The following is an 18,252-nucleotide window of genomic DNA, read 5'->3' on the forward strand; positions in this document are numbered from 1 at the left end:
GCCGATGCTTTCGATAGAAACGACGCAGTCGGTGACGAGTTCCACGCCTTGGGTCGGGGTTTCCGTATCGGGGACGTGACCACGACCACTGAGATCTGCATGGCACCAAGGTTCTCAGTTGTCCGATCGAATCTGGCCGCGGGTACGCGGAGTTTCTCCCACATGCGATGCTGCGCAGGAGCTTTCGGGATTGGGGCATGCTCCTCCGGTACCCAGCTCGATGAAGGGATGGCGTCGCTTCGCGTACGGGTGGTGTCGTGATCACCCCGGTCGTGGGAAGCGGACTGTAAATTGCAACCGCCCGGCCAGTCGGTGTTTCACGCCGACTGGCCGGGCGGCTCCTGTTCGCATGTCTGTCGACCCGGCTTCGCTGGAGGAACTGGGCTACCTTCGTTTCTTGGCGAGGTGGCGTCGTCATTGTGAAAGGTTGTCTCGCAGTGGAAAGCGCCGCACACCGGCACCCGTCCTCGTCTCAATTCCCACTGGCCAAAGCTGAGGTGACGTTGCGGAGTTGGTAACTAGGGAAGGGAGACGTGCTCCGATCGCTTCGACGACATGGGGGAGAAGGGTAAGGGGCGTGACTGCATGATCGAGTTGGCGGCCGCCGTGTTGGAGATCACGACCGCGTCGGCGCCGAGGCGCACAACGTCGCGCGCGTCGTCGACATTCTGAATCCCCTTCACCACCAGCTTTCGCGGCCACTGTGCCCGCAGCCAAGCCAGATCGTCGAGTGTGCAGGTCGGGTCGAACATTCTGCCGACGAGTTCGGTTATGGTGCCGTCCCACGTTGAGAGAGAGGCGAACTCCAACGGAGGTGTGGTGAGTTTGTTGATCCACCATGCTGGGTGGCGCGCCATATCGTCCAGTGTTCGCATCGTCAGCTTGGGGGGATGGTCAGTCCGTTGTGGATGTCGCGGAGTCGAGCGCCCGCGACAGGGGTGTCGACGGTAAGATCAAGCGCCTCATAGTTGGCGTTCGCAGCACGCGCTACCAAGTCCGCGCTGGCAGCGCGGTCCTTCCACGGGTAGAGCTGGAACCAGTGTCGGCCGCTGGGCGTCGACGTGGGGACATCCTCAAGCGCGGTGGTGCCCATCGTATAAGGGGCAAAGGGGAATGCCTGCCCGTGCGGCCGCACGGGCGACTGCCGTTTTCACCTTCGTGGTGCATCAGCCGGGTGAAGCCGGTGGGTGCGAATACGAGTGGAAGGGGACTGTGCTGCCCGAGCACGACGGCGGAGGTGTCGACATCCGATACGTCCTGCAGGATGCGTGGGTGAAAGGTGCTGTCTCGATATGTATTTCGGGCATTCCGGATGCTCACTTCTTCGTCTGCGGCACCGTCGACATAGTTGAAGGCCGCGCGGGGTGTCCGCTTGCGAGCGAGTTAACGTAGGTCGTCGATCGCGTGTGCGCGCGATAATCTGCGGGCGGTTGGATTCATGATGACGGGGGAGGTTTGCAGCAAAGGGCGCAAGTCCTTCCGCCGTGGGAACCTCCGATTCGTATGTGAGTACTTCATATTCGATGTCTCTCGATACTGTGATTGCCGGGGCGCCCAGCTCAAGCTGGGCCGTTTCAGCGGCGTGGATGTGCTGTCGAGGGGATGGCGTTCGCCGACCTTGTTAGGGCTATGGGTCTATGCTTCCGAAGTCTTGCTCGCCGAGACATAGACAGCTGTGCAAGGCTGCTCGTCAGAATTTGAACGAACAGCGCAGATATGTTGAGCAGAGTGAATGGTCGCGGCTCGTAATGCAATGACCGTTGTGAACCGCGTCCTCGCGATTGGTAGATGGCGACGGACCGTTCAGGGGGACGGCCGGCATTGTCGACAAGATGTTGTACTCCGGACGACACATTTTAGTCGTGTGAGCACCAACATATTCTCAACAAATATTCAAAATATGAATACAACATTTGATCATATGCTCATGATTTGGATCACCCTCTTTCGATTAGCGTTGTTGATCACGCAGATGAACTGCTGAAACGTACGCCCGGTTGAAAGAGACACCCCGTGCAGGTGCGGGTTCTTCCCCCTGCTGGACTTCGTGCGTTTCTGGTTCTTGCCGTTCGCGACGACTTATCGTCCGCAGCCCAACGAGAGGTCTTTGATCTTTGATGTCAAGCAATGTGAAAGATCCGGTAAATCTGGCGCAGCCGATGGAAACCTCGAGATTGGCGCGGACCCGCCGCAAAGCTCTGGTTGCTGCGGCTACCGGGAACTTCGTGGAGTGGTTCGATTTCACGATTTACGGGTTCATGGCTGTCACGCTTGCTTCGGTGTTCTTTCCGCCGGACTCAGGTAAGGCGGCGCTGCTTGCGATTTTCGCTGTCTATGGGAGTGCGTTCATCGCTCGACCGCTCGGAGCGGTGTTTTTCGGTTCCATCGGTGATCGGCTAGGACGGCGTGGTTCGCTGTCGTTGGCGATCGGCCTGATGGGCGTTTCCACCGCCGCGATCGGCCTGTTGCCCACCTACGCCGCTGCTGGGCCACTGGCACCCGCACTTCTCTTGCTCTGTCGTCTGATTCAAGGATTCTCTGCCGGTGGTGAATTTGCGGGCGCTGCAACCTTTGTCGTCGAACATGCTCCACCTGGTCGACGCCCGCTGTATCTTGCGATTCTCGGCGGTTCGACCTCGCTCGGCGTGGTCGGTGCAACCGCGGCGGTTCTGGCATTCAGATCCGCTGGTGCCTCGGCATTCGACGACGGTGGGTGGCGGTGGGCATTTATCGTGGGTGGTGCACTCGCGGTCGTTGGATTGATTCTGCGACTCGGAGTTGAGGAGACACCTGTATTTACAGCCGCTGTCGAGCAGCAACAGAATCGGAAGGGCCTGCGACACTCTCCGCTGCGGGAACTACTGGCCAAGCATCGCCGTGCCATGGGGACCGTTCTGGTGTTTTTTGCGTCGGTCGGAGTACTCACTCACATGATGCTCGGATACATGCCCACCTATCTGGTGACGGCCGCTGGAGTCACGAGTAACACCGCGCTGGTACTGACCATGACCGCGATGATCGTTCCCTTGCCTGTGGCCATCATCTTGAGCGTGTTCGTCGAGAAAGTGGGGCGTCGGCCCTTCATTCGGGTGGGGGCAGTCAGCGCCGTTCTGGTCGTCATTCCGTGCTATCTGCTCATCGGAACAGGAAACAAGCTGGCAATTGGTGTAGCCCTGATCGTTCTCATGGTCGTTTTGTGCTTGCTCAACATCGGACTTCTCGCTGTCTTGGAGATCCTGCCGACGCGACTGCGGTACATCGGGACAGCGGTTCCCTACAACGTCGCCTATGCCTTGTTCGCAGGCACCGCCCCGCTGGTTTGTCAGGCGCTGGTCGACAGCACCGGAAGTGCTCTCGCCCCGGCCTTTTACGGCACGGTAATCGCACTACTCGCGTGCCCCGTTCTCCTTCGATGCATTCCGGAGACGAAGGGCACGGACCTTCGCACTGTCTGAGAACCCTGCACCTCCGGTGCAAGGCTGCTTCTACCCACTAACAAATCGACCTCTGCGGGAACCGATGCCGTCGAGGGGTGTGGGTGACATCAACAGCACGTACTTGCAGTTTCATTCAGGAAGAAGAGTATTGAAGATAAATATTCCAGATTAGAGCGGTGAAGTCATCGGAAGAACGTGCGCAGACAACACTTGAAGTCGGTAAGCAAGCGGACTTCGTTGCATTCGCCAACGAACCAATAGAAGAACCGGCCGTCTTCCATGATCGCGACCAAGCGATCGCGGTCATCCAAAACGGCCATCCGACACGAGACGCGCGATGACAGTGAGCAACACACTACAAACCGACCTTGCTATCGAGGGATGGCAACCGCTGAATTGATTGGAGTGCCCCACACGAGTTGGTACGACCGATAGCGACGCCCGGGTGGTCGCGGGATTCATGGACCATCAGGACAGACCGTCCTCACACGCTCGACACCGAGACCTCGAATGAATAGTTCTACATAGCCTCACTCACGCGCGAACTCGTTCCGGGGGTCCTGCAAGAGCAGCTCAATCACATGCCTGATTTCCACCAAAAAAGGAAGCTATACGATGGTCGACAATGTTTCGATTTACGGCGATGCCGGGCAACCGATCCTCCTCCTTCCAGGAGGAGCCGCTTCCTGTACCGGGTTCTTCCCCGGCGTAGTCGAAGGTCTTCTCAGCGCCCCCGGCTGTCGTGTCATCGTCCATGACCGCCCTGGCACTGGCATGTCAGTATCAGAGGGCTCCCTGGCAGGTGCTTCGGCACATCTACATGCACTGATCGAAGAACTCGATATGGGCCCAGTCGTCGTGGTCGGTCAAAGTCTCGGCGGGGCGGTAGCCGCATTGTTGGCCCGCGATTATCCCAACGATGTCGCCGGCATAGTGTTGCTCGATGCAACTCCGATCAACGACTCACGAGTCAGCGCGCGTTTGGAGCGCGGATTTACCGTCGCTGCAGCGATTTCGCGGTTCCCGGGCATCCATCAAACTCTCTCCCTCATGATCCGCCGATCGGCAGAAAAGGATATACAGCGTTGGGAATTTCGTCCCGACTGTGCAGATGCCCATTTGCAGATTGCCGAAGCGGACGTACCCGAATTGGCGCATTCACTGAAGGGCTTGACTTCACTTGCAGCCGACTTCCGAGAGGGGGACCTGCCGAAGATTCCTGCAGCAGTGGTCACCGCTGACCGTAAACAAGACAACAAAATCCGTAGGGCCCATCAGAGGCTCGCTGACGCGTTCGGCGGGTCGCTCATATCGTGGCCTGGGGCGATTCACTCAGTTCATCTGCAATATCCGGACGAAACTCTGACTACGATACGCAAAATAGCCAGCCAGGTAGGGAAACGAAGTAATACCAGATGAGCTGGCGCGAACCCCGGAAGGGTTATCTCCATCCCACTATCGAACGACTACATCTAGCGCGGCGGTTGACCCGAGCCGTCGCAGTGCTCAGTGCAACTGGCTTCGCCGCAGCTCTGGCGGTAGCCCCCGGCGGCGGCACACAGTGATCGTCAACATCCAATTATCGGCCAACCGTGGGGCACGGCGATGACATCCGACGGCAAGCAAACCCACAACAGCTAGGCAGGCCGAAGGGCCCGAATCGATGGATTGCGCTTGTCGTCCTGATCTTGGCTCACCCGATGAACATCCTCGATTTCACCAACATGAAGATCGCATTGCCGTCAGCTCAGTACTACCTGGGATTCTTCTCGGATGCCAGGCAATGGGTGGTGATCGGATACGTCCGTGTTCGGTAGTCTGCTACCTCTCGGTGGATGGCTGTCGGACGATTTCGGGCGCAAGCAAATGTTTCTGATCGGTTCGCTGGCGGGTGCGCGATGCTGCTCGTCGCCCGTATTTCCTAGGGTGCGTTCGCGGCCGGCGCAAGGAGCGAGGGCGCCTGATTTCGATTTCGATCATGAGTGTTCACCCTTCCCTGCGTTCTTTGTCAGGATGTGTCTCACAACCACCCTGACAAAGAACGGATCTCCGGTGCGATCTCAGGTGCCGGTGGTGCGGTGGGGCTGTTGCTCGGCGGCGTACTCACGCAGAGTGTGCCGCGGCGCTGGTGCCTGTACGTGATGGTCTTTCGCGGCGGTTATGTGTGTAGGTGCAGTGGTCCTTCTTCGTGACGGTGACAGGCCGCCGCGAACCAGAGTCGGTAGTCCTCGATCGTGTCCGTGGGACCGCGTATCTGACAGTTGCGATTTCACGTACCGGAATGTTCGCTATGTTCCTGTTTCTCACGTACTACCTCGCGACATTCTGGGTTTGACGCCGGTCGAGACCGGGATGCGTTTCTTCCGATGACCGGAGCTGTGATCGTGAGTCCGGTCGTGTCCGGCTGCGTACTTCTACCGAAGACGAGGCCGCGTCCGCTCGTACCGGTTGGCTGTTTCTTGACCCTATTGGGATGGCAATGCTCAGCGAGAACTTTAGTTATGTGGTGCCGCCCCTTCCGGCTCTGCTGATTGCCGGTCTGGGCTTCGGATTCATCTTCGGGCCGGTCCAGAACGCCGCCACCAGTGGCGTTTCGGCCGGAGAATGCGGGGTGGCGTCCACGATGGTGGACACTGCCCAGCAGATCGGTGGAGGGGTCGGTTGGCCGTGTTCAATTCACTTGCAGCGACGACGGTTAGGGACTTCGGAAACGATCACGGTGCGCAGGTAAGCGACCCGATGATGATCGTCGACGCAAGACGGGCCGGTGACCACGTGGTGTTCTGGGTTGCATCCGCCGTGGCTGCCCTCATGTTCCGGAGCGGCCCTCTGCTGATCGACACCGAATCGGAAACCCTGGAGGCTCGCTGAACATCTAATCCGACATCTCAGGGCGGCAACGTATGTATTTCGTTGTTGCAGGGAATCGTCTGGATAGGCTGCGCAACAAGGTCAAGAGACGATCGGTGATGGCCAGGGCGTGGACCGAGTTGGGGCACGCTTTGTGGAGAGGACGTGGCCGCGGATCGTCGAACCGTTCGACAGTCACAACGGTTCTGACTTCACTTTGATCGGTGCCTAACGGTTCCGCCGAACGGTTGCGCGGTCACGCTTCCACACCAGGCGTCGAATCTGTCCGCGACCCTGCCGCCGGGTTCCCATTTGGACTTCGTCACATGATGGACATCCACGCAGCTCACGAACTCGACGGCACCCTGGGCAATCGAGATGTGGTTCGAGAGCGAAACCGACCGGGGCATCTATCTGCGCCGCTCGGACACTGTCGACGACACCGCGCACCTGCTGCCGGGAGCGATGCGGTTCACCTTCCGTGGTCCACGCTGTTCCGGCACGCGGGAATGTGGCGGCAAACCCACATGGCGCTACGATGAACAGCGGGAGTTTCCGAATTCTACTTAGTGATAGCAGGTTTCGGAAGCGTCGGTTCCGAAACCTGGGCGGTGATGAAAATTATGCTGGGGTGATGTCGTGTTCCCAGGAATCCGAGATTGGTTGTAATGACGCCCGACTGGGCGATAGCGATGGCTGTCGGTCCATCGAGACCGTCTTCAGCTGTACCAAGAACAGTTTGTTGACCTGCCGGATCGACACGCACCACGCTGTTGTCAGGGTGAACAGCGAGATAGATTGCGCCATCCTTATCGAGAGCGAAGTCGTCGACTGCCCGCCCGGACAGTACCTGCTCAGGAATGGGGCGCGGATCGTCCGATATGGGGATTCGAAGAAGTGTTCCTTGTGCTGTGTTGGATGCGTATAGGTAGGTTCCGAAAACTTTGAGTCCGTTTACGCCAGAAGCAGCGACCGGGTCCTCGGACGATGTCGGCTTGAGTGCCGGATCATCGAGCCACACAGCGAAGCTGGATCCCCCAGGTTGAAGGGCGAGTATTCGACCGTTGACGGAGTCTGCTGCGTACAACGTCCCATCATCGCCGAATGTAATCCCGTTGAGTCCAACGGTTGTCTGGACCGGAACGTATCGTTCCCACTTTTCTTCCACGCTACCTCGCCAAATTCCTGCTACTGCAGGGTCTTGGCTTCGGACAGCTACGTACAATCGATGTTCGGCGTCCTCTGCTATACCCAAAGTCATAGCATCCGATTCGCCCGGAACGATCTGCTCGGTGCGTCCTGTAGACCACCACAGGGTGTTGTTAAGCAGGGTGGCTGCAAATTGTTCAGTTGATAGATCGGTTGCGACAATGTTTTCAGGGGTGTCGCCCAGCGTGTAATCGAAGGATTTGATAAGAAATGCATTATCGCGCACAGAGCTTGAGGCATTCTCGGTGGCGCGTGTTTCTGGCGCAGTGCTCGAACCGGGAACTGGTGGGTCCGATGCACATCCGGCAAGGGTCAGGAAAAGCGGTAGGGTTACCGCAAGAGAGGCCTTGAAAGCTTGAAATTTCACGTTTGCCTTCTTTCGTAAAGCCGTCCGACCATCGGTATCGGTGGTCTGTCCTTCGTTAAGGCTCGCCTGCCATATTGATATTGACATCCGTGTGGTCTGTCCTAGCAAGACCTTGGTTGTGGAATGGTATTTCTAATCGAAGCTCGAACGCGCTGGCAGGGCGACGCTCACCAGGCTGTGTAGCCGCCGTCGACCAGCAGCGTATGGCCGGTGATCAGCTTCGCAGCGTCGCCGGCCAGGAAGGCGACGGCGCCGACGATGTCTTCCGGTTCGCCGAAGCGGCCGGCGGGGATGCGGGAGAGCAGTGTCTGTCCCCAGCCGGGGCGGTCGAGGGTGGACGCGGTCAACTCGGTGCGCACGAACGTCGGCGCAACGGTGTTGACGCGAATGCCATGGGGTGCCCACTCGATGGCGAGCACCTTGGTGAGCTGATCGAGTCCACCCTTGCTGGCGCAGTACGCGGCGCGTTCTTCGATGCCGACGGTGCCGGCCTGGGATCCGATGTTCACCACCACTGCGCCCGCTCCAGCCGCCACCCAGGTTCGTGCCAGGGCCTGGGTGAGGAAGAAGGTGCCCTTGAGGTTGGTGCCCGTGACCGCGTCCCACTGTTCCTCGGTCACGTCGAGGGCGGGGGATGGGTGGTTGACCCCGGCGTTGTTGATCAGAATGTCGATCCCACCCCCGATGTGATGGGGTAGAGAGTCGACGAACGGTGCGATCGACGCTGTGTTCTGGATGTCGAGGATCAACCCTGGGGTGGCTAGGTCCGACTCGATTCGCGCGGCCCCCGACTCGGTTCGGGAAGTTCCGTACACCGTGGCGCCGAGTTCGGTGAGGGTGCGAGCGACCGCTTGGCCGAGGCCTTTGTTCGCGCCGGTTACCAGCGCGCGTTTGCCGTCCAGTGTGAACGTGACCATGGTCGATCCTTCGGAGTATGCGATGAGTGCAGGTTGGAAGGCGACGCCGGACCCGGGGAGGCACCCACCGGGTCCGGCGTCGCTGCTTGTCAGGGCGCCGCAGAATCCTGCGGCGCCCAGGTCAGCGGTGCTCCGGCGTACTTCGCGGCGCGCACGTCGCCGGATCGGGCGTGCCCTTCGAAGAACTCGACGCGCGCTGCGCGCCCGCACAGCGCGCCGAGCTCGGCGCTCGCTGCGTCGGACGTGACTTCCTGGTATGTGACTGTCTTGAGGTACTTGCCTACCCACAGCCCTCCGGTGTAGCGCGCGGCCCCCCGGGTCGGCAAAGTGTGGTTGGTGCCGATTACCTTGTCGCCGTATGACACGCAGGTCTTCTCCCCGAGGAAGAGGGCACCGTAGTTGTGCATCACGTCGAGGGCTCGACGTGGGGTCTCGGTGAGAATCTGCACGTGCTCGGAGGCGAAGGTGTCTGCCAACGCGTACGCGGCCTCGATGTTCTCGACGATGATGATCTGGCCGTGATCGCGCCACGCCGGGCCGGCGAAGTCGTGGGTCGGCATGTCGGGGAGAATCGTGTCGATGTGCGCGAGCGTGGCCTGGGCCAGGGCTTCGGAGTCGGTGATGAGCACGGCGGGGGAGTCCGGCCCATGCTCGGCTTGGCTCAGCAGGTCCACTGCCACAATGAATGGGTCGGCGTTCGAGTCGGCGACGACCAGGACCTCGGTCGGCCCAGCGAACAGATCGATGCCGACTTCGCCGAACAGTTGCCGCTTGGCTTCGGCGACGAAGGCATTACCGGGTCCGGCGAGCATGTCGACTTTGCGGATCGTCTCCGTGCCCAACGCCATGGCGGCTACGGCCTGGACTCCGCCGAGGAGGTAGATGTCGTCGGCTCCGGCCAGGTGGAACGCGGCAACGGTGGCGGCGGGAATCTCCCCGCGGATGGGCGGGGTACAGGCGGTGATGTGCGGTACCCCAGCCACCTTCGCGGTCACAGTGGTCATGTGTGCGGACGCCACCAGCGGGTAGCGGCCACCCGGTGCGTAGGCACCGGCCGCGGTGACCGGCAGGTTGCGCTGACCCAGGTGTACGCCGGGCGCGGTCTCGACCTCGAAGTCGGTCAGCGAATCCCGTTGGTGTTGTGCGAACACTCGCACGTTCTGCTGCACAGTCTTGATGTCGTTGATGACCTCGGGGGGGACACGAGCAACGATCTCGTCGATCTGCGTGGCGCTCAGCTTGAAGCTTTCCGGCGTCCACCGGTCGAACTTTTCGGAGTACTCGCGGACCGCGTCGTCTCCACGCTCACGAATGTCGGCAATCACGTTCCGGACGGTCTCGAGGACCACTGGATCAGATTGAGTCCCTCGTTGTTCGATGGCTGATTTCAAGTACGTATTCGACATGTCAAGTTCCTATTGGTTTTGTGCGATGAGATAGTCTGGATATCGCATTCGATTGACGGACGAACCTCGATCTACTTAAATCGAGGGGACGTAAAAATATGTGTCGCGCTTTGCGATCAATCTGTCCTGGCTTAACTGAAAAAAATCTGCAAAACGCACTGTCGCATCGATTCCCGATTTCAGGGATCCAACAAAATTTCCTTCTACCGCCGCGCATCGGCCATCTATCATGACTTGGTGGATGTGATGTTCACCTTCAGAAATCTCACGCTCCACTGAGTAGAAATGCCGAAGCATGCCTTTGCCTTGCAGAGGCTCGTAACCTGGTCGCCGGTATATCGTGTCCTCGGCGAACAGCGAGAGAAGATCTTCGAGACGGTTTTCGTCGACCAGTTCGTAGTATCTACGAACCAGAGAATCTATTTCTATATTGCGCATCCACCGTAGAATCGACGGTCCGCTCGCGCTCTCCGAGTGAGCGTCGCCTGAACGGGAACTCGGACGACGCTCACTCATCAGGTGTCTTACGATCGGCCGGGTTCGCGCGGGCAGAGTCGATCCTCTTTCGCGCGAAACGTTGTGCTGCTTGCACGGTGGTGATCCCTGTTTTACGGGCAGTGTCGATTACGGAACCCACCACGGTCGCCAATCGCCTCGAGCGCCAATGTTCTTTCGTCCTGCGACTTCCCGTGGTGGCGGCCGTCGACATCGATGACACCGCCTGCATTGGCCAGGAAGTCTGGTACGTAGGTGATCCCTCTTCGTTGTAGTGTTTCGGCTACATTGTCATCGGTCAGGGCATCGTTCGCGGCACCGGCGACAACGCGGCATTGCAGTCTTTCAGCTGTTGTCGGATCGATTACGCGCGCAATAGCGCAAGGAGCGAATACATCGCATTCGACCTCTGTGACATCCGTATCGAGGAGCGGCTGCGCTTCTAGCTCATGTGCCAGCTGCTCCATCCTCTCCCGATCTGTGTCCATGAGCGACAACCGCGCACCTTCGGCTGCAAGTTGACGTGCCAGGGATTCGCCGACGTGGCCTACGCCTTGGATGAACACGTGGATGCCGGCCAGGCTGTCGGAATCGCGAGTGGCGGCGACAGCAGCTTTGATGGAGTGCAGAACACCAGTGGCGGTAGCGGGTGAGGGATCATCGTCGACCCAGAGAACCTGCGCACCACCTTCGATCATCCATTTGAGATCGTCGGTGGTCGTGCCCATGTCCACGCCGGGCATGTAGGCAGAGCCGGTGCGCGCAATGAACTCGCCGTACCGGCGCATGAAGGCCGGACGGTCGCTCACTGGGTCCCCAGCGAACAGGACCGACTTTGCACCTCCGTAGTTCAGCCCGGCCGCGGCGTTCTTGTATGTCATGGCGCGCGCGAGTCGGCGGGCCTCGGTGATGCCGGCCTCAGGGGTGGGGTATGCCCTGAAGCGAACCCCGCCGAATCCATTGCCCAGAGTCGTGTCGTCGATTGCAATCACGGCTCGCAGCCCGAGTGAGTCGTCACTGCACAAGATCAGCTGTTCGCTGGACCATGTGCCGAAAGACATGGTGGAAATGTCTGCCATTACTTTGCTCCTTCGAAAGGTGGCGGCGCACCGAACTCGACTAATCGGAGTGGTATGCAAATAAATATCTTTATATAGGCATGTTAAGATATTAAACGAGGAATATGCAAGCCCAAGTGCGCCAACTTTATTGGCGAGATTCGAGAGGGATCGACCGAGTCGCACGCCGGTTCGGTCGCGACCGATCGACCTGAAGGTGGTGCGGCTGAGATCGATTTAAGATATTACATCGATATTTGGTCGGCGCTGAAGTGAACCGAGGAGACGAGTAGACGATGGAAAAGCTCCCTGAACTGGTTAAACCGGTCAAGGGCTCGACACTGATGGACCAGGCATACCACCGCCTCAAGAGGGACATCATCGAACTCAGACGCCCTCCGGGGCATCAGTTCACCGAGCACGAAGTAGCGACGGCGTGGGGGCTCAGTAAGACACCGGTCCGGGAGGCGTTGGCGCGACTGCACCGCGATGGTCTGGTTGCGCCGTTTGCACGATCCGGGTACGTGGTCGCACCGGTGACTCTCGAGGATGTAGCGAACCTGTGTGACATGAGGACGTTGTTGCAGGGTGAAGCTGCCGCGCGCTGTGCGCAGGTCGGACTCGCTGCGGAGCGGCGAGATCGCCTGCTGGAACTGTGTTCCGACGAGCAATACGGGCAATTGGCTGGACCGCACATGAGTAAACGCCTCCGTTTCAATTTCGAGTTCGAGTCGATAATCGCCAATGGATCTCGGAACGAGCGGCTCGCAGCCGCGATAGCAAAGATTTTCGATGAAATCGAGCGTATCGCTCGCATTACCGTCCAACTTTCACCCAATATGCCTCCAGGAAGGATTCCGGAACGGAGGGCGATAGTCGATGCAATCGTTGAACGTGATTCCGAATCAGCACGGAACGCAATGCACAGTCGTGCCGAATCGGGAAAACGTGAAATGTTGGACGCGTTGACTATGAGCCGGGAGGTAGCGACAGCCCAGATATCGGTGCCAGCTCCTCGCGCGACATCGACTGACTAGAACCGACTGAGTTCTGTCCATACCGTGACGAGTGCGTAGGTCCTGAGTGGCGGCCCATAGAGTTGGTGGCTCCGCTGGTGGGAGCGAACCCCCACCAGCGGAGAGTCTAAGTTCGTTCTGCGACGGTTAAGGAAGGGTCACCCGAGGTGTGGTCGCCGATCTGTTCGGCTTTGCGACCTACAGTGAGGAGTATGACTATTCCGGCCACCATCACTGCGGCAATGAGCAACAATGCGTAGGTATAGCCGCCGGTCCTGTCCTTGATGAAGCCGGTGAGATATGGTCCGACCAATCCGCTCGTATTGCTCACCGAGTTGATCAATGCAATTCCTGCGGCTGCGGCTGCGCCGCTGAGCGCAATAGCTGGAATGCGCCAGAATTGAGCAAATGCCGAGTAGATGCCAGAGACGCTTACGCATACCGCGACGATGAACAGCGCGCCGTTCTGCGTGAATGTTGCAGAAACAAGGCCGATCACCCCTATTGCCATCGGCACCGTGGTCGAAAATACCGCGGACCGCCTCGTGCCCACTCGCCCCCACACGATCATCGCCACCAGGGCTACAACGTAGGGGATCGCGGCCAGCAGAACACCCGAAACGTTCGCGCTCGATCCGATTGTCTTGTTGAGCGTGTCGATCATGGTGGGCAGGAAGAACGCGAGGGGATAGATCCCGAAAACCACTGCGAAGAAGGCGACGGCGAGTGCCCAAATCCTTCCGCTGGTCAGAGCTTGGCGCATCCCCGTCAAGGCGCCGTGTGCGGAATGCTCACGGTGTTCGGCCTCAAGTGTCTGCGCGATGAAGGCGCGTTCCTCCGGCGCGAGCCACTTGGCGTCCTTGGGTCGACTCGGTAGGAATGCCAATATGACGATGCCCACGAGGACTGTCAGCGCGCCCTCCACGACGAACAACGACCGCCAACCTGAAATACCCATCAGACCTTCGCCCCACTTGAGCAAGGCAGCGGCGATCGGCGCGCCGACGATGTTCGAGATCGGAATCATCAGGAAGAACGTCGACATCGCCCACGCGCGTTGCTTCTTCGGAAACCAAAAGGTCAAATACAGGATAATGCCCGCCGACAGTCCGGCTTCGGCGATACCAAGCAGGATCCGAGCGATGAATAGCTGTGTTGTAGAGTGCACTGCTGCCGTCACGATAGTAACCAGGCCCCAACTGATGACTATCCGAGAGATCCAGATCCGTGCGCCGAAGCGTTCCAGCATCATGTTGCTGGGAACTTCCATCAGAATGTAACCGATGAAGAAGAGGCTGCCCGCTAGTCCTAATGCTGCGGAGGTCAGGCCGAGGTCTGCAGATAACGGTTTTGCGATGTAACCGAGATTTGCCCGATCGATGTAACTGACTACGAATGCCAATCCGATCAAAGGCATGATTCTGAAACTGATTTTGCGCCACATGCGACGCTCGTCTTGTGCGTCGAGATGGTGAGGAACCTTGCCATCAGTCATGGCGGAGGCCTTTCGGAAGTGTGTTGTGGATGGGGAACAGAGCTATGTCTGCCGGGCACGGTTGGTTTCAGCGATGAGAATTTTCGAAGTTCCCTCTTGCATCTCGATCGCTACGCCGTAGTCGCGTAGAGCGCCTTCGACAGTGACTTTTCCTTCCAGGACGTCCTCGAGTACGAGTTCGGGGTCGCGGTCGTACGGTCGCCCGTATCCGCCGCCGGCAGCCGTGATGTGGCGGTGGGTGGTGCCCTCTTCGATCACTAGGAACGGTTTGGTGTCGAGGATCTGTTCGCGCTCGGTATCACGGTTGAGCAGGTTCATCGAAGGGGTGCCTTCGCAGCCGCCGTGCAGACCGTACGGCCGTGATGTTCGGCGATCGGAGCGGATCTGCATGGTTGCTTCGGCACAAAGAAGAGTCATGTCGCGAACGAGCGAAAGCCCGCCACGGTACTTGCCGGCACCCGCCGAATCGGGGACGAACCCATAGCCGTCGATCCGCACATGACCCGAGGACTCGACTTCTTCCACGGGAATGTTTGCCATGTTGGCACCGAGCGGACTAATCCCGTCGTTGCCGTCACCCGATCGGGTGGCGCCCCAGGATCCCATCATGAAGTCCCACACGACGACTTGCGACCCGTCGGCTTCCGTGATGCCCAGTGCGATGGATCCTGGGCCACCGTCGCCGGCGGCCGGGACATGATCGGGAAGAGCAGGCGCAAGGGCGCCGAGTACGAGGTCGATGATGCGGTAGGCAACCAGACCGCGCGCGCCCCGGGCGGCGGGACGTTGACCGTTGAGAATCGAGGCATCCGGAATTGTGAAAGTGAAGGGTCGGTAGAAACCGCTGTTGGCAGGCACGTTAGAGCCCAATGCGCCTTGAAGCGATGCGTAGGATGCGGACCGGGTGAAGGACGAGGTTGCATTCAGTGCGGAGGCAACTTGGGGTGAGGATCCAGTGAAATCGAAGTGGATGTCGGTGCCGGCGATCGTAATCTCAACCTTGAACGGGATCGGTCCGGAGCCGAGTCCGTCCTCATCGATTTGATCTTCGAATTTGTACGTTCCGTCGGGAGCCTGTTGCAACGCTGTACGGACCAGCGCCTCGGAGTAATCGAGAAGTTCGTCGACCAGCGCACAGTACTCGTCGATACCGTATCGCGCTGCGAGCTCCTTCATGCCGGCACCGCCGGCATGGCACGCTGCGAGTTGAGACTCTAGATCCCCGCGGAGCATCGACGGTTCGCGAACATTCCGCAGAATGATGCTGTAGAAGGTTTCGTTGACTTCACCCGCCGAAATGAGACGTGAGGGCGGGATTTGTATGCCTTCTCCGAAGATGCTGGTCGACTGTGACGCCATCGATCCGGCGGACCACCCACCGACATCACTGTGATTGACTACCGTCACTACGTAGCCCAGCAGTTGGGCCTCGTAGAACACCGGTGCGATGATGAAGATGTCAGGCAGGTGCATTCCGCCCAGGCTCGGGTCGTTCAAAATGTAGACGTCGCCATCCTGGATTTGATCACCGAATGCGTCGAGCACCGCGTCCATTGCATCTGGAATCGACCCGAGGTGCACCGGGCAGGTGTTGGCTTGCGCGATCGTTCGACCGGCGGCGTCACACAGTGCGGCGGAGAAGTCCATGCTGGACGCAACGATCTGAGAGTGCGCGGTCCGGAGGATGGTGATGGCGAGCTCGTCGGCGAGCCCGGACACGGCGTTGTTAAAGACCTCGAAGGTCGCCGCATCTCGAAGAATTTTAGTGGTCATTGTGCTTCCTCGTTACTGTTCCAGCTGATCACGATGTTGTTGAACTTGTCCAGACGTGCCGATGCACCGGGGGGGACGAGGGTCGTAGAGTCCATGTCTTCGACGACCAGAGGGCCATCCATTGGTTCTGTGGTCAGGTGGGTCCGCCGAATAATCGGTGTATCGATGTCCGATTCGAAACGACACACGCGTGACTTTGGCGCATCACTTTCTGTCAGCGGAATCGCCAGCGCCTGATCAATACTGACGGGGTTGGTTATGGAGCCGCGTACCCGCAGATTGACGATTTCGATGAGTTCATCGCCGCTGGAGCGGCCGTACGTCTTGAGGTGTTCTGCATGAAAGCGAGCGAACGTGGCAGCGATGAGATCGTCGTCGATTGACCCGTCGGGCATTGGGATCCTCAACTCGAAACGCTGCCCCTTGTATCGCATGTCGAGAAGGCGTTCGACGGTAACGCTGGTCGCCTCGGATTTGCTGAGGCGGTCGAGGACCTCCGACCCCAAATACTCGAACTGCTCTGCAAGCGCGACGATGTTCCGCAAGCTCGCGGTGTACGGGGCGACGACCTGGTATTCCGTGTCAGCAACCAGAAGTCCGAGACTGCTGAACACGCCGGTGTGCACCGGAACGATGACGGTTTCGATCCCTAATTCCCGCGCAAGGGCGGCACCATAGAGGGGCCCTGCGCCTCCGAACGCAACCATCACCGAGTCTCGCGGATCACGACCGCGTTCGCTCGTGACGGCCTTGACCGCCGAGGTCATGTTCGACACGGCGATCTGATATGCGCCTCTGGCTGTGTCGCCAGCATCTTTGCTCACCTGATCGGCGACCTGAGCGAGCGCCTTGACCGCCAGTTCGGGAGCGATCTGCACGCGTCCACCTGCAATGGATTCAGGGTTGAGGTAACCGAGCACCACATTCGCGTCAGTAAGAGTGGGGCGTTCGCCGCCCTGCCCGTAACACGCGGGTCCTGGACGCGATCCCGCACTTTGCGGACCTACGTGCATTGCCCCTGCAGAATCGACATTGATGATACTGCCGCCCCCGGCACCGACCTCGGCGATGTCGATCGACGGAACGCGGATCGTGTACCCGGCTCCCTTGCCCATGCTGCGGGTGATGTTCATTCCCCCGCCGACTTCGTAGTCGCTGGCCACGAAGGGACGACCATTTTCGATAAGCGAAGCTTTCGCTGTCGTACCGCCCATGTCGAAGGCTACGACGTTGTCCAGTCCCAGAAGTTGCGCCAACTTCTGGACTGCGATGACGCCGGCCGCAGGTCCCGATTCGATGATCTGTACGGGTTTCTCGGCGACAGACTGCGCGTCGAGCAGTCCCCCCGACGACTGCATGATCGAAAACGGAGCGTCGATCTGATGGTCGTGGAGGTTGCGGCTGAGCTCCGTGACGTACGAATGAACTACCGGGCCGACGTACGAGTTGACCGCGGCGGTACTGGTTCGCTCGAATTCGCCTTGTTCCGGCGAAATATCAACGGATGCAGTGACATACACCGAAGGAAGGAGCTCTCGGAGCTTGTTGGCGACAAGCCGTTCTTCCTCAGGGAGGATGTGGGAGTTGATGAGGCAGACCGCCACGGCTTCAATTCCGTCGTCGACGAGTTGCTGGGCGAGGGCTTCGAGCTCGAATGTGTCAACTGCGGTGAGTACTGTCCCGTCCGAAGCGATTCGCTGCTCAAGCTCATGGCGGTCGCGTCGTCTGACGAGTGGTACGGGCTTCTTCCACGACAGGTCGTATAGAAGGGGGCGTCGCAGTCGACCGATTTCCAGAACATCCTTGAACCCCTTGGTTGTGACCACCGCGGTCTTGGCGCCCTGGCGTTCGAGGATTGCGTTGGTGGCAACCGTCGTCGCATGCAGCACACCTTCCACGTCTCCTGGCAGTGCACCGGCTTCCGACAAAGCATCGAGGGCTCCGTCGATTACGCCAGTACCGAAGTCAGGAGGGGTCGACAGCACTTTTACCGGAACGACGTTTGCATGCGGCCCCAAAGCTATTACGTCAGTGAATGTTCCACCGATGTCTGCGGCGATCAGCCACCCATGGTGACTTTCTCCTGAGGTGACGGTTTTCGGCAATGTCATCAATCTTCCTAACTGAATTTTGGGTGATCGCATTGAGTTCGGGAGTGAGCCAGTTCAAACTGGCGATGGGGAAAATGAGGGTATGAGACGTTCTTTTGACTGATTTGTGGTCGGGGAA

Annotated in this window: 14 protein-coding genes and 1 pseudogene; 5 read left to right on the forward strand and 10 right to left on the reverse strand. The window is 59.2% G+C overall.

Annotation, left to right across the window (positions count from 1 at the left end):
• Positions 1-518: 518 nt before the first annotated feature.
• Together ABIE52_RS02465 and ABIE52_RS02470 are read right to left on the reverse strand one after the other, a co-directional pair.
• Positions 519-1,093: pseudogene (locus ABIE52_RS02465) on the reverse strand (alpha-hydroxy acid oxidase).
• A complete protein-coding gene (locus ABIE52_RS02470) occupies positions 988-1,320 on the reverse strand; it encodes an alpha-hydroxy-acid oxidizing protein (RefSeq protein ID WP_354541421.1) in 333 nt (110 codons plus the stop codon). Before ABIE52_RS02470 ends, ABIE52_RS02465 begins: the two are co-directional and overlap by 106 nt.
• A 797-nt stretch (positions 1,321-2,117) precedes the next feature.
• Between ABIE52_RS02470 and ABIE52_RS02475 the strand changes: the two genes are divergently transcribed.
• From ABIE52_RS02475 to ABIE52_RS02490, 4 genes are all read left to right on the forward strand, one after another.
• A complete protein-coding gene (locus tag ABIE52_RS02475) occupies positions 2,118-3,455 on the forward strand; it encodes an MFS transporter (RefSeq protein WP_192713443.1) in 1,338 nt (445 codons plus the stop codon).
• A 597-nt stretch (positions 3,456-4,052) separates the two neighbouring features.
• Positions 4,053-4,856 carry an alpha/beta fold hydrolase gene (locus ABIE52_RS02480; RefSeq protein ID WP_192713444.1) on the forward strand — a complete coding sequence of 268 codons (804 nt, stop codon included), beginning with the start codon at positions 4,053-4,055 and terminating at the stop codon, positions 4,854-4,856.
• Entirely contained in the window at positions 4,853-5,002 is a 150-nt protein-coding gene (locus tag ABIE52_RS02485) for a hypothetical protein (RefSeq protein ID WP_192713445.1), read from the forward strand. The genes ABIE52_RS02480 and ABIE52_RS02485 overlap by 4 nt, the downstream gene beginning before the upstream one ends.
• Before the next feature lie 1,102 nt (positions 5,003-6,104).
• Positions 6,105-6,308: a hypothetical protein gene (locus ABIE52_RS02490; RefSeq protein ID WP_354541422.1), complete on the forward strand. Its 204-nt coding sequence runs from the start codon at positions 6,105-6,107 to the stop codon at positions 6,306-6,308.
• A 541-nt stretch (positions 6,309-6,849) separates the two neighbouring features.
• On the opposite strand, the gene ABIE52_RS02495 is transcribed toward ABIE52_RS02490, so the two are convergent.
• From ABIE52_RS02495 to ABIE52_RS02515, 5 genes are all read right to left on the reverse strand, one after another.
• The gene (locus ABIE52_RS02495) at positions 6,850-7,863 is read right to left on the reverse strand and encodes an SMP-30/gluconolactonase/LRE family protein (protein ID WP_192713446.1); all 1,014 of its coding nucleotides are present in this window, start codon (positions 7,861-7,863) and stop codon (positions 6,850-6,852) included.
• 167 nt (positions 7,864-8,030) lie between these two features.
• The gene (locus ABIE52_RS02500) at positions 8,031-8,780 is read right to left on the reverse strand and encodes an SDR family NAD(P)-dependent oxidoreductase (protein ID WP_192713447.1); all 750 of its coding nucleotides are present in this window, start codon (positions 8,778-8,780) and stop codon (positions 8,031-8,033) included.
• A gap of 89 nt (positions 8,781-8,869) precedes the next feature.
• The gene (hisD, locus tag ABIE52_RS02505; RefSeq protein WP_192713448.1) at positions 8,870-10,186 is read right to left on the reverse strand and encodes a histidinol dehydrogenase; all 1,317 of its coding nucleotides are present in this window, start codon (positions 10,184-10,186) and stop codon (positions 8,870-8,872) included.
• A 75-nt stretch (positions 10,187-10,261) separates the two neighbouring features.
• Complete coding sequence (locus ABIE52_RS02510; protein WP_192713449.1) at positions 10,262-10,624, reverse strand: nuclear transport factor 2 family protein; 363 nt, start codon at positions 10,622-10,624, stop codon at positions 10,262-10,264.
• Positions 10,625-10,794: 170 nt separating this feature from the next.
• Entirely contained in the window at positions 10,795-11,760 is a 966-nt protein-coding gene (locus ABIE52_RS02515; RefSeq protein WP_354541423.1) for a Glu/Leu/Phe/Val dehydrogenase family protein, read from the reverse strand.
• Positions 11,761-12,083: 323 nt separating this feature from the next.
• On the opposite strand from ABIE52_RS02515, the gene ABIE52_RS02520 reads away from it, so the two are divergent.
• On the forward strand, positions 12,084-12,776 hold the full coding sequence (locus tag ABIE52_RS02520) for a GntR family transcriptional regulator (protein WP_290287469.1): 693 nt from the start codon (positions 12,084-12,086) through the stop codon (positions 12,774-12,776).
• 106 nt (positions 12,777-12,882) lie between these two features.
• On the opposite strand, the gene ABIE52_RS02525 is transcribed toward ABIE52_RS02520, so the two are convergent.
• The 3 genes from ABIE52_RS02525 to ABIE52_RS02535 are packed head-to-tail and all read right to left on the reverse strand — an operon-like array spanning position 12,883 to position 18,134.
• Positions 12,883-14,250, reverse strand: coding sequence for an MFS transporter (locus ABIE52_RS02525; RefSeq protein ID WP_192713451.1), 1,368 nt, complete (start codon positions 14,248-14,250; stop codon positions 12,883-12,885).
• Positions 14,251-14,292: 42 nt separating this feature from the next.
• Complete coding sequence (locus ABIE52_RS02530) at positions 14,293-16,023, reverse strand: hydantoinase B/oxoprolinase family protein (RefSeq protein WP_192713452.1); 1,731 nt, start codon at positions 16,021-16,023, stop codon at positions 14,293-14,295.
• Complete coding sequence (locus tag ABIE52_RS02535; protein ID WP_192713453.1) at positions 16,020-18,134, reverse strand: hydantoinase/oxoprolinase family protein; 2,115 nt, start codon at positions 18,132-18,134, stop codon at positions 16,020-16,022. The genes ABIE52_RS02530 and ABIE52_RS02535 overlap by 4 nt, the downstream gene beginning before the upstream one ends.
• Positions 18,135-18,252 lie beyond the last annotated feature (118 nt).

This window comes from Rhodococcus sp. OAS809 (genome assembly GCF_040546695.1).
In the GTDB taxonomy this organism is placed as follows: domain Bacteria; phylum Actinomycetota; class Actinomycetes; order Mycobacteriales; family Mycobacteriaceae; genus Rhodococcus_F; species Rhodococcus_F qingshengii.

Bases quoted from the DNA above. Each gene is read 5' to 3' on its own strand.
- ABIE52_RS02530 (WP_192713452.1), bottom strand. From the start codon at position 16,023: ATGACCACTAAAATTCTTCGAGATGCGGCGACCTTCGAGGTCTTTAAC.
- ABIE52_RS02475 (WP_192713443.1), top strand. From the start codon at position 2,118: ATGTCAAGCAATGTGAAAGATCCGGTAAATCTGGCGCAGCCGATGGAA.
- hisD (WP_192713448.1), bottom strand. From the start codon at position 10,186: ATGTCGAATACGTACTTGAAATCAGCCATCGAACAACGAGGGACTCAA.
- ABIE52_RS02485 (WP_192713445.1), top strand. From the start codon at position 4,853: ATGAGCTGGCGCGAACCCCGGAAGGGTTATCTCCATCCCACTATCGAA.
- ABIE52_RS02510 (WP_192713449.1), bottom strand. From the start codon at position 10,624: ATGCGCAATATAGAAATAGATTCTCTGGTTCGTAGATACTACGAACTG.
- ABIE52_RS02525 (WP_192713451.1), bottom strand. From the start codon at position 14,250: ATGACTGATGGCAAGGTTCCTCACCATCTCGACGCACAAGACGAGCGT.
- ABIE52_RS02535 (WP_192713453.1), bottom strand. From the start codon at position 18,134: ATGACATTGCCGAAAACCGTCACCTCAGGAGAAAGTCACCATGGGTGG.
- ABIE52_RS02520 (WP_290287469.1), top strand. From the start codon at position 12,084: ATGGACCAGGCATACCACCGCCTCAAGAGGGACATCATCGAACTCAGA.
- ABIE52_RS02500 (WP_192713447.1), bottom strand. From the start codon at position 8,780: ATGGTCACGTTCACACTGGACGGCAAACGCGCGCTGGTAACCGGCGCG.
- ABIE52_RS02515 (WP_354541423.1), bottom strand. From the start codon at position 11,760: ATGGCAGACATTTCCACCATGTCTTTCGGCACATGGTCCAGCGAACAG.
- ABIE52_RS02480 (WP_192713444.1), top strand. From the start codon at position 4,053: ATGGTCGACAATGTTTCGATTTACGGCGATGCCGGGCAACCGATCCTC.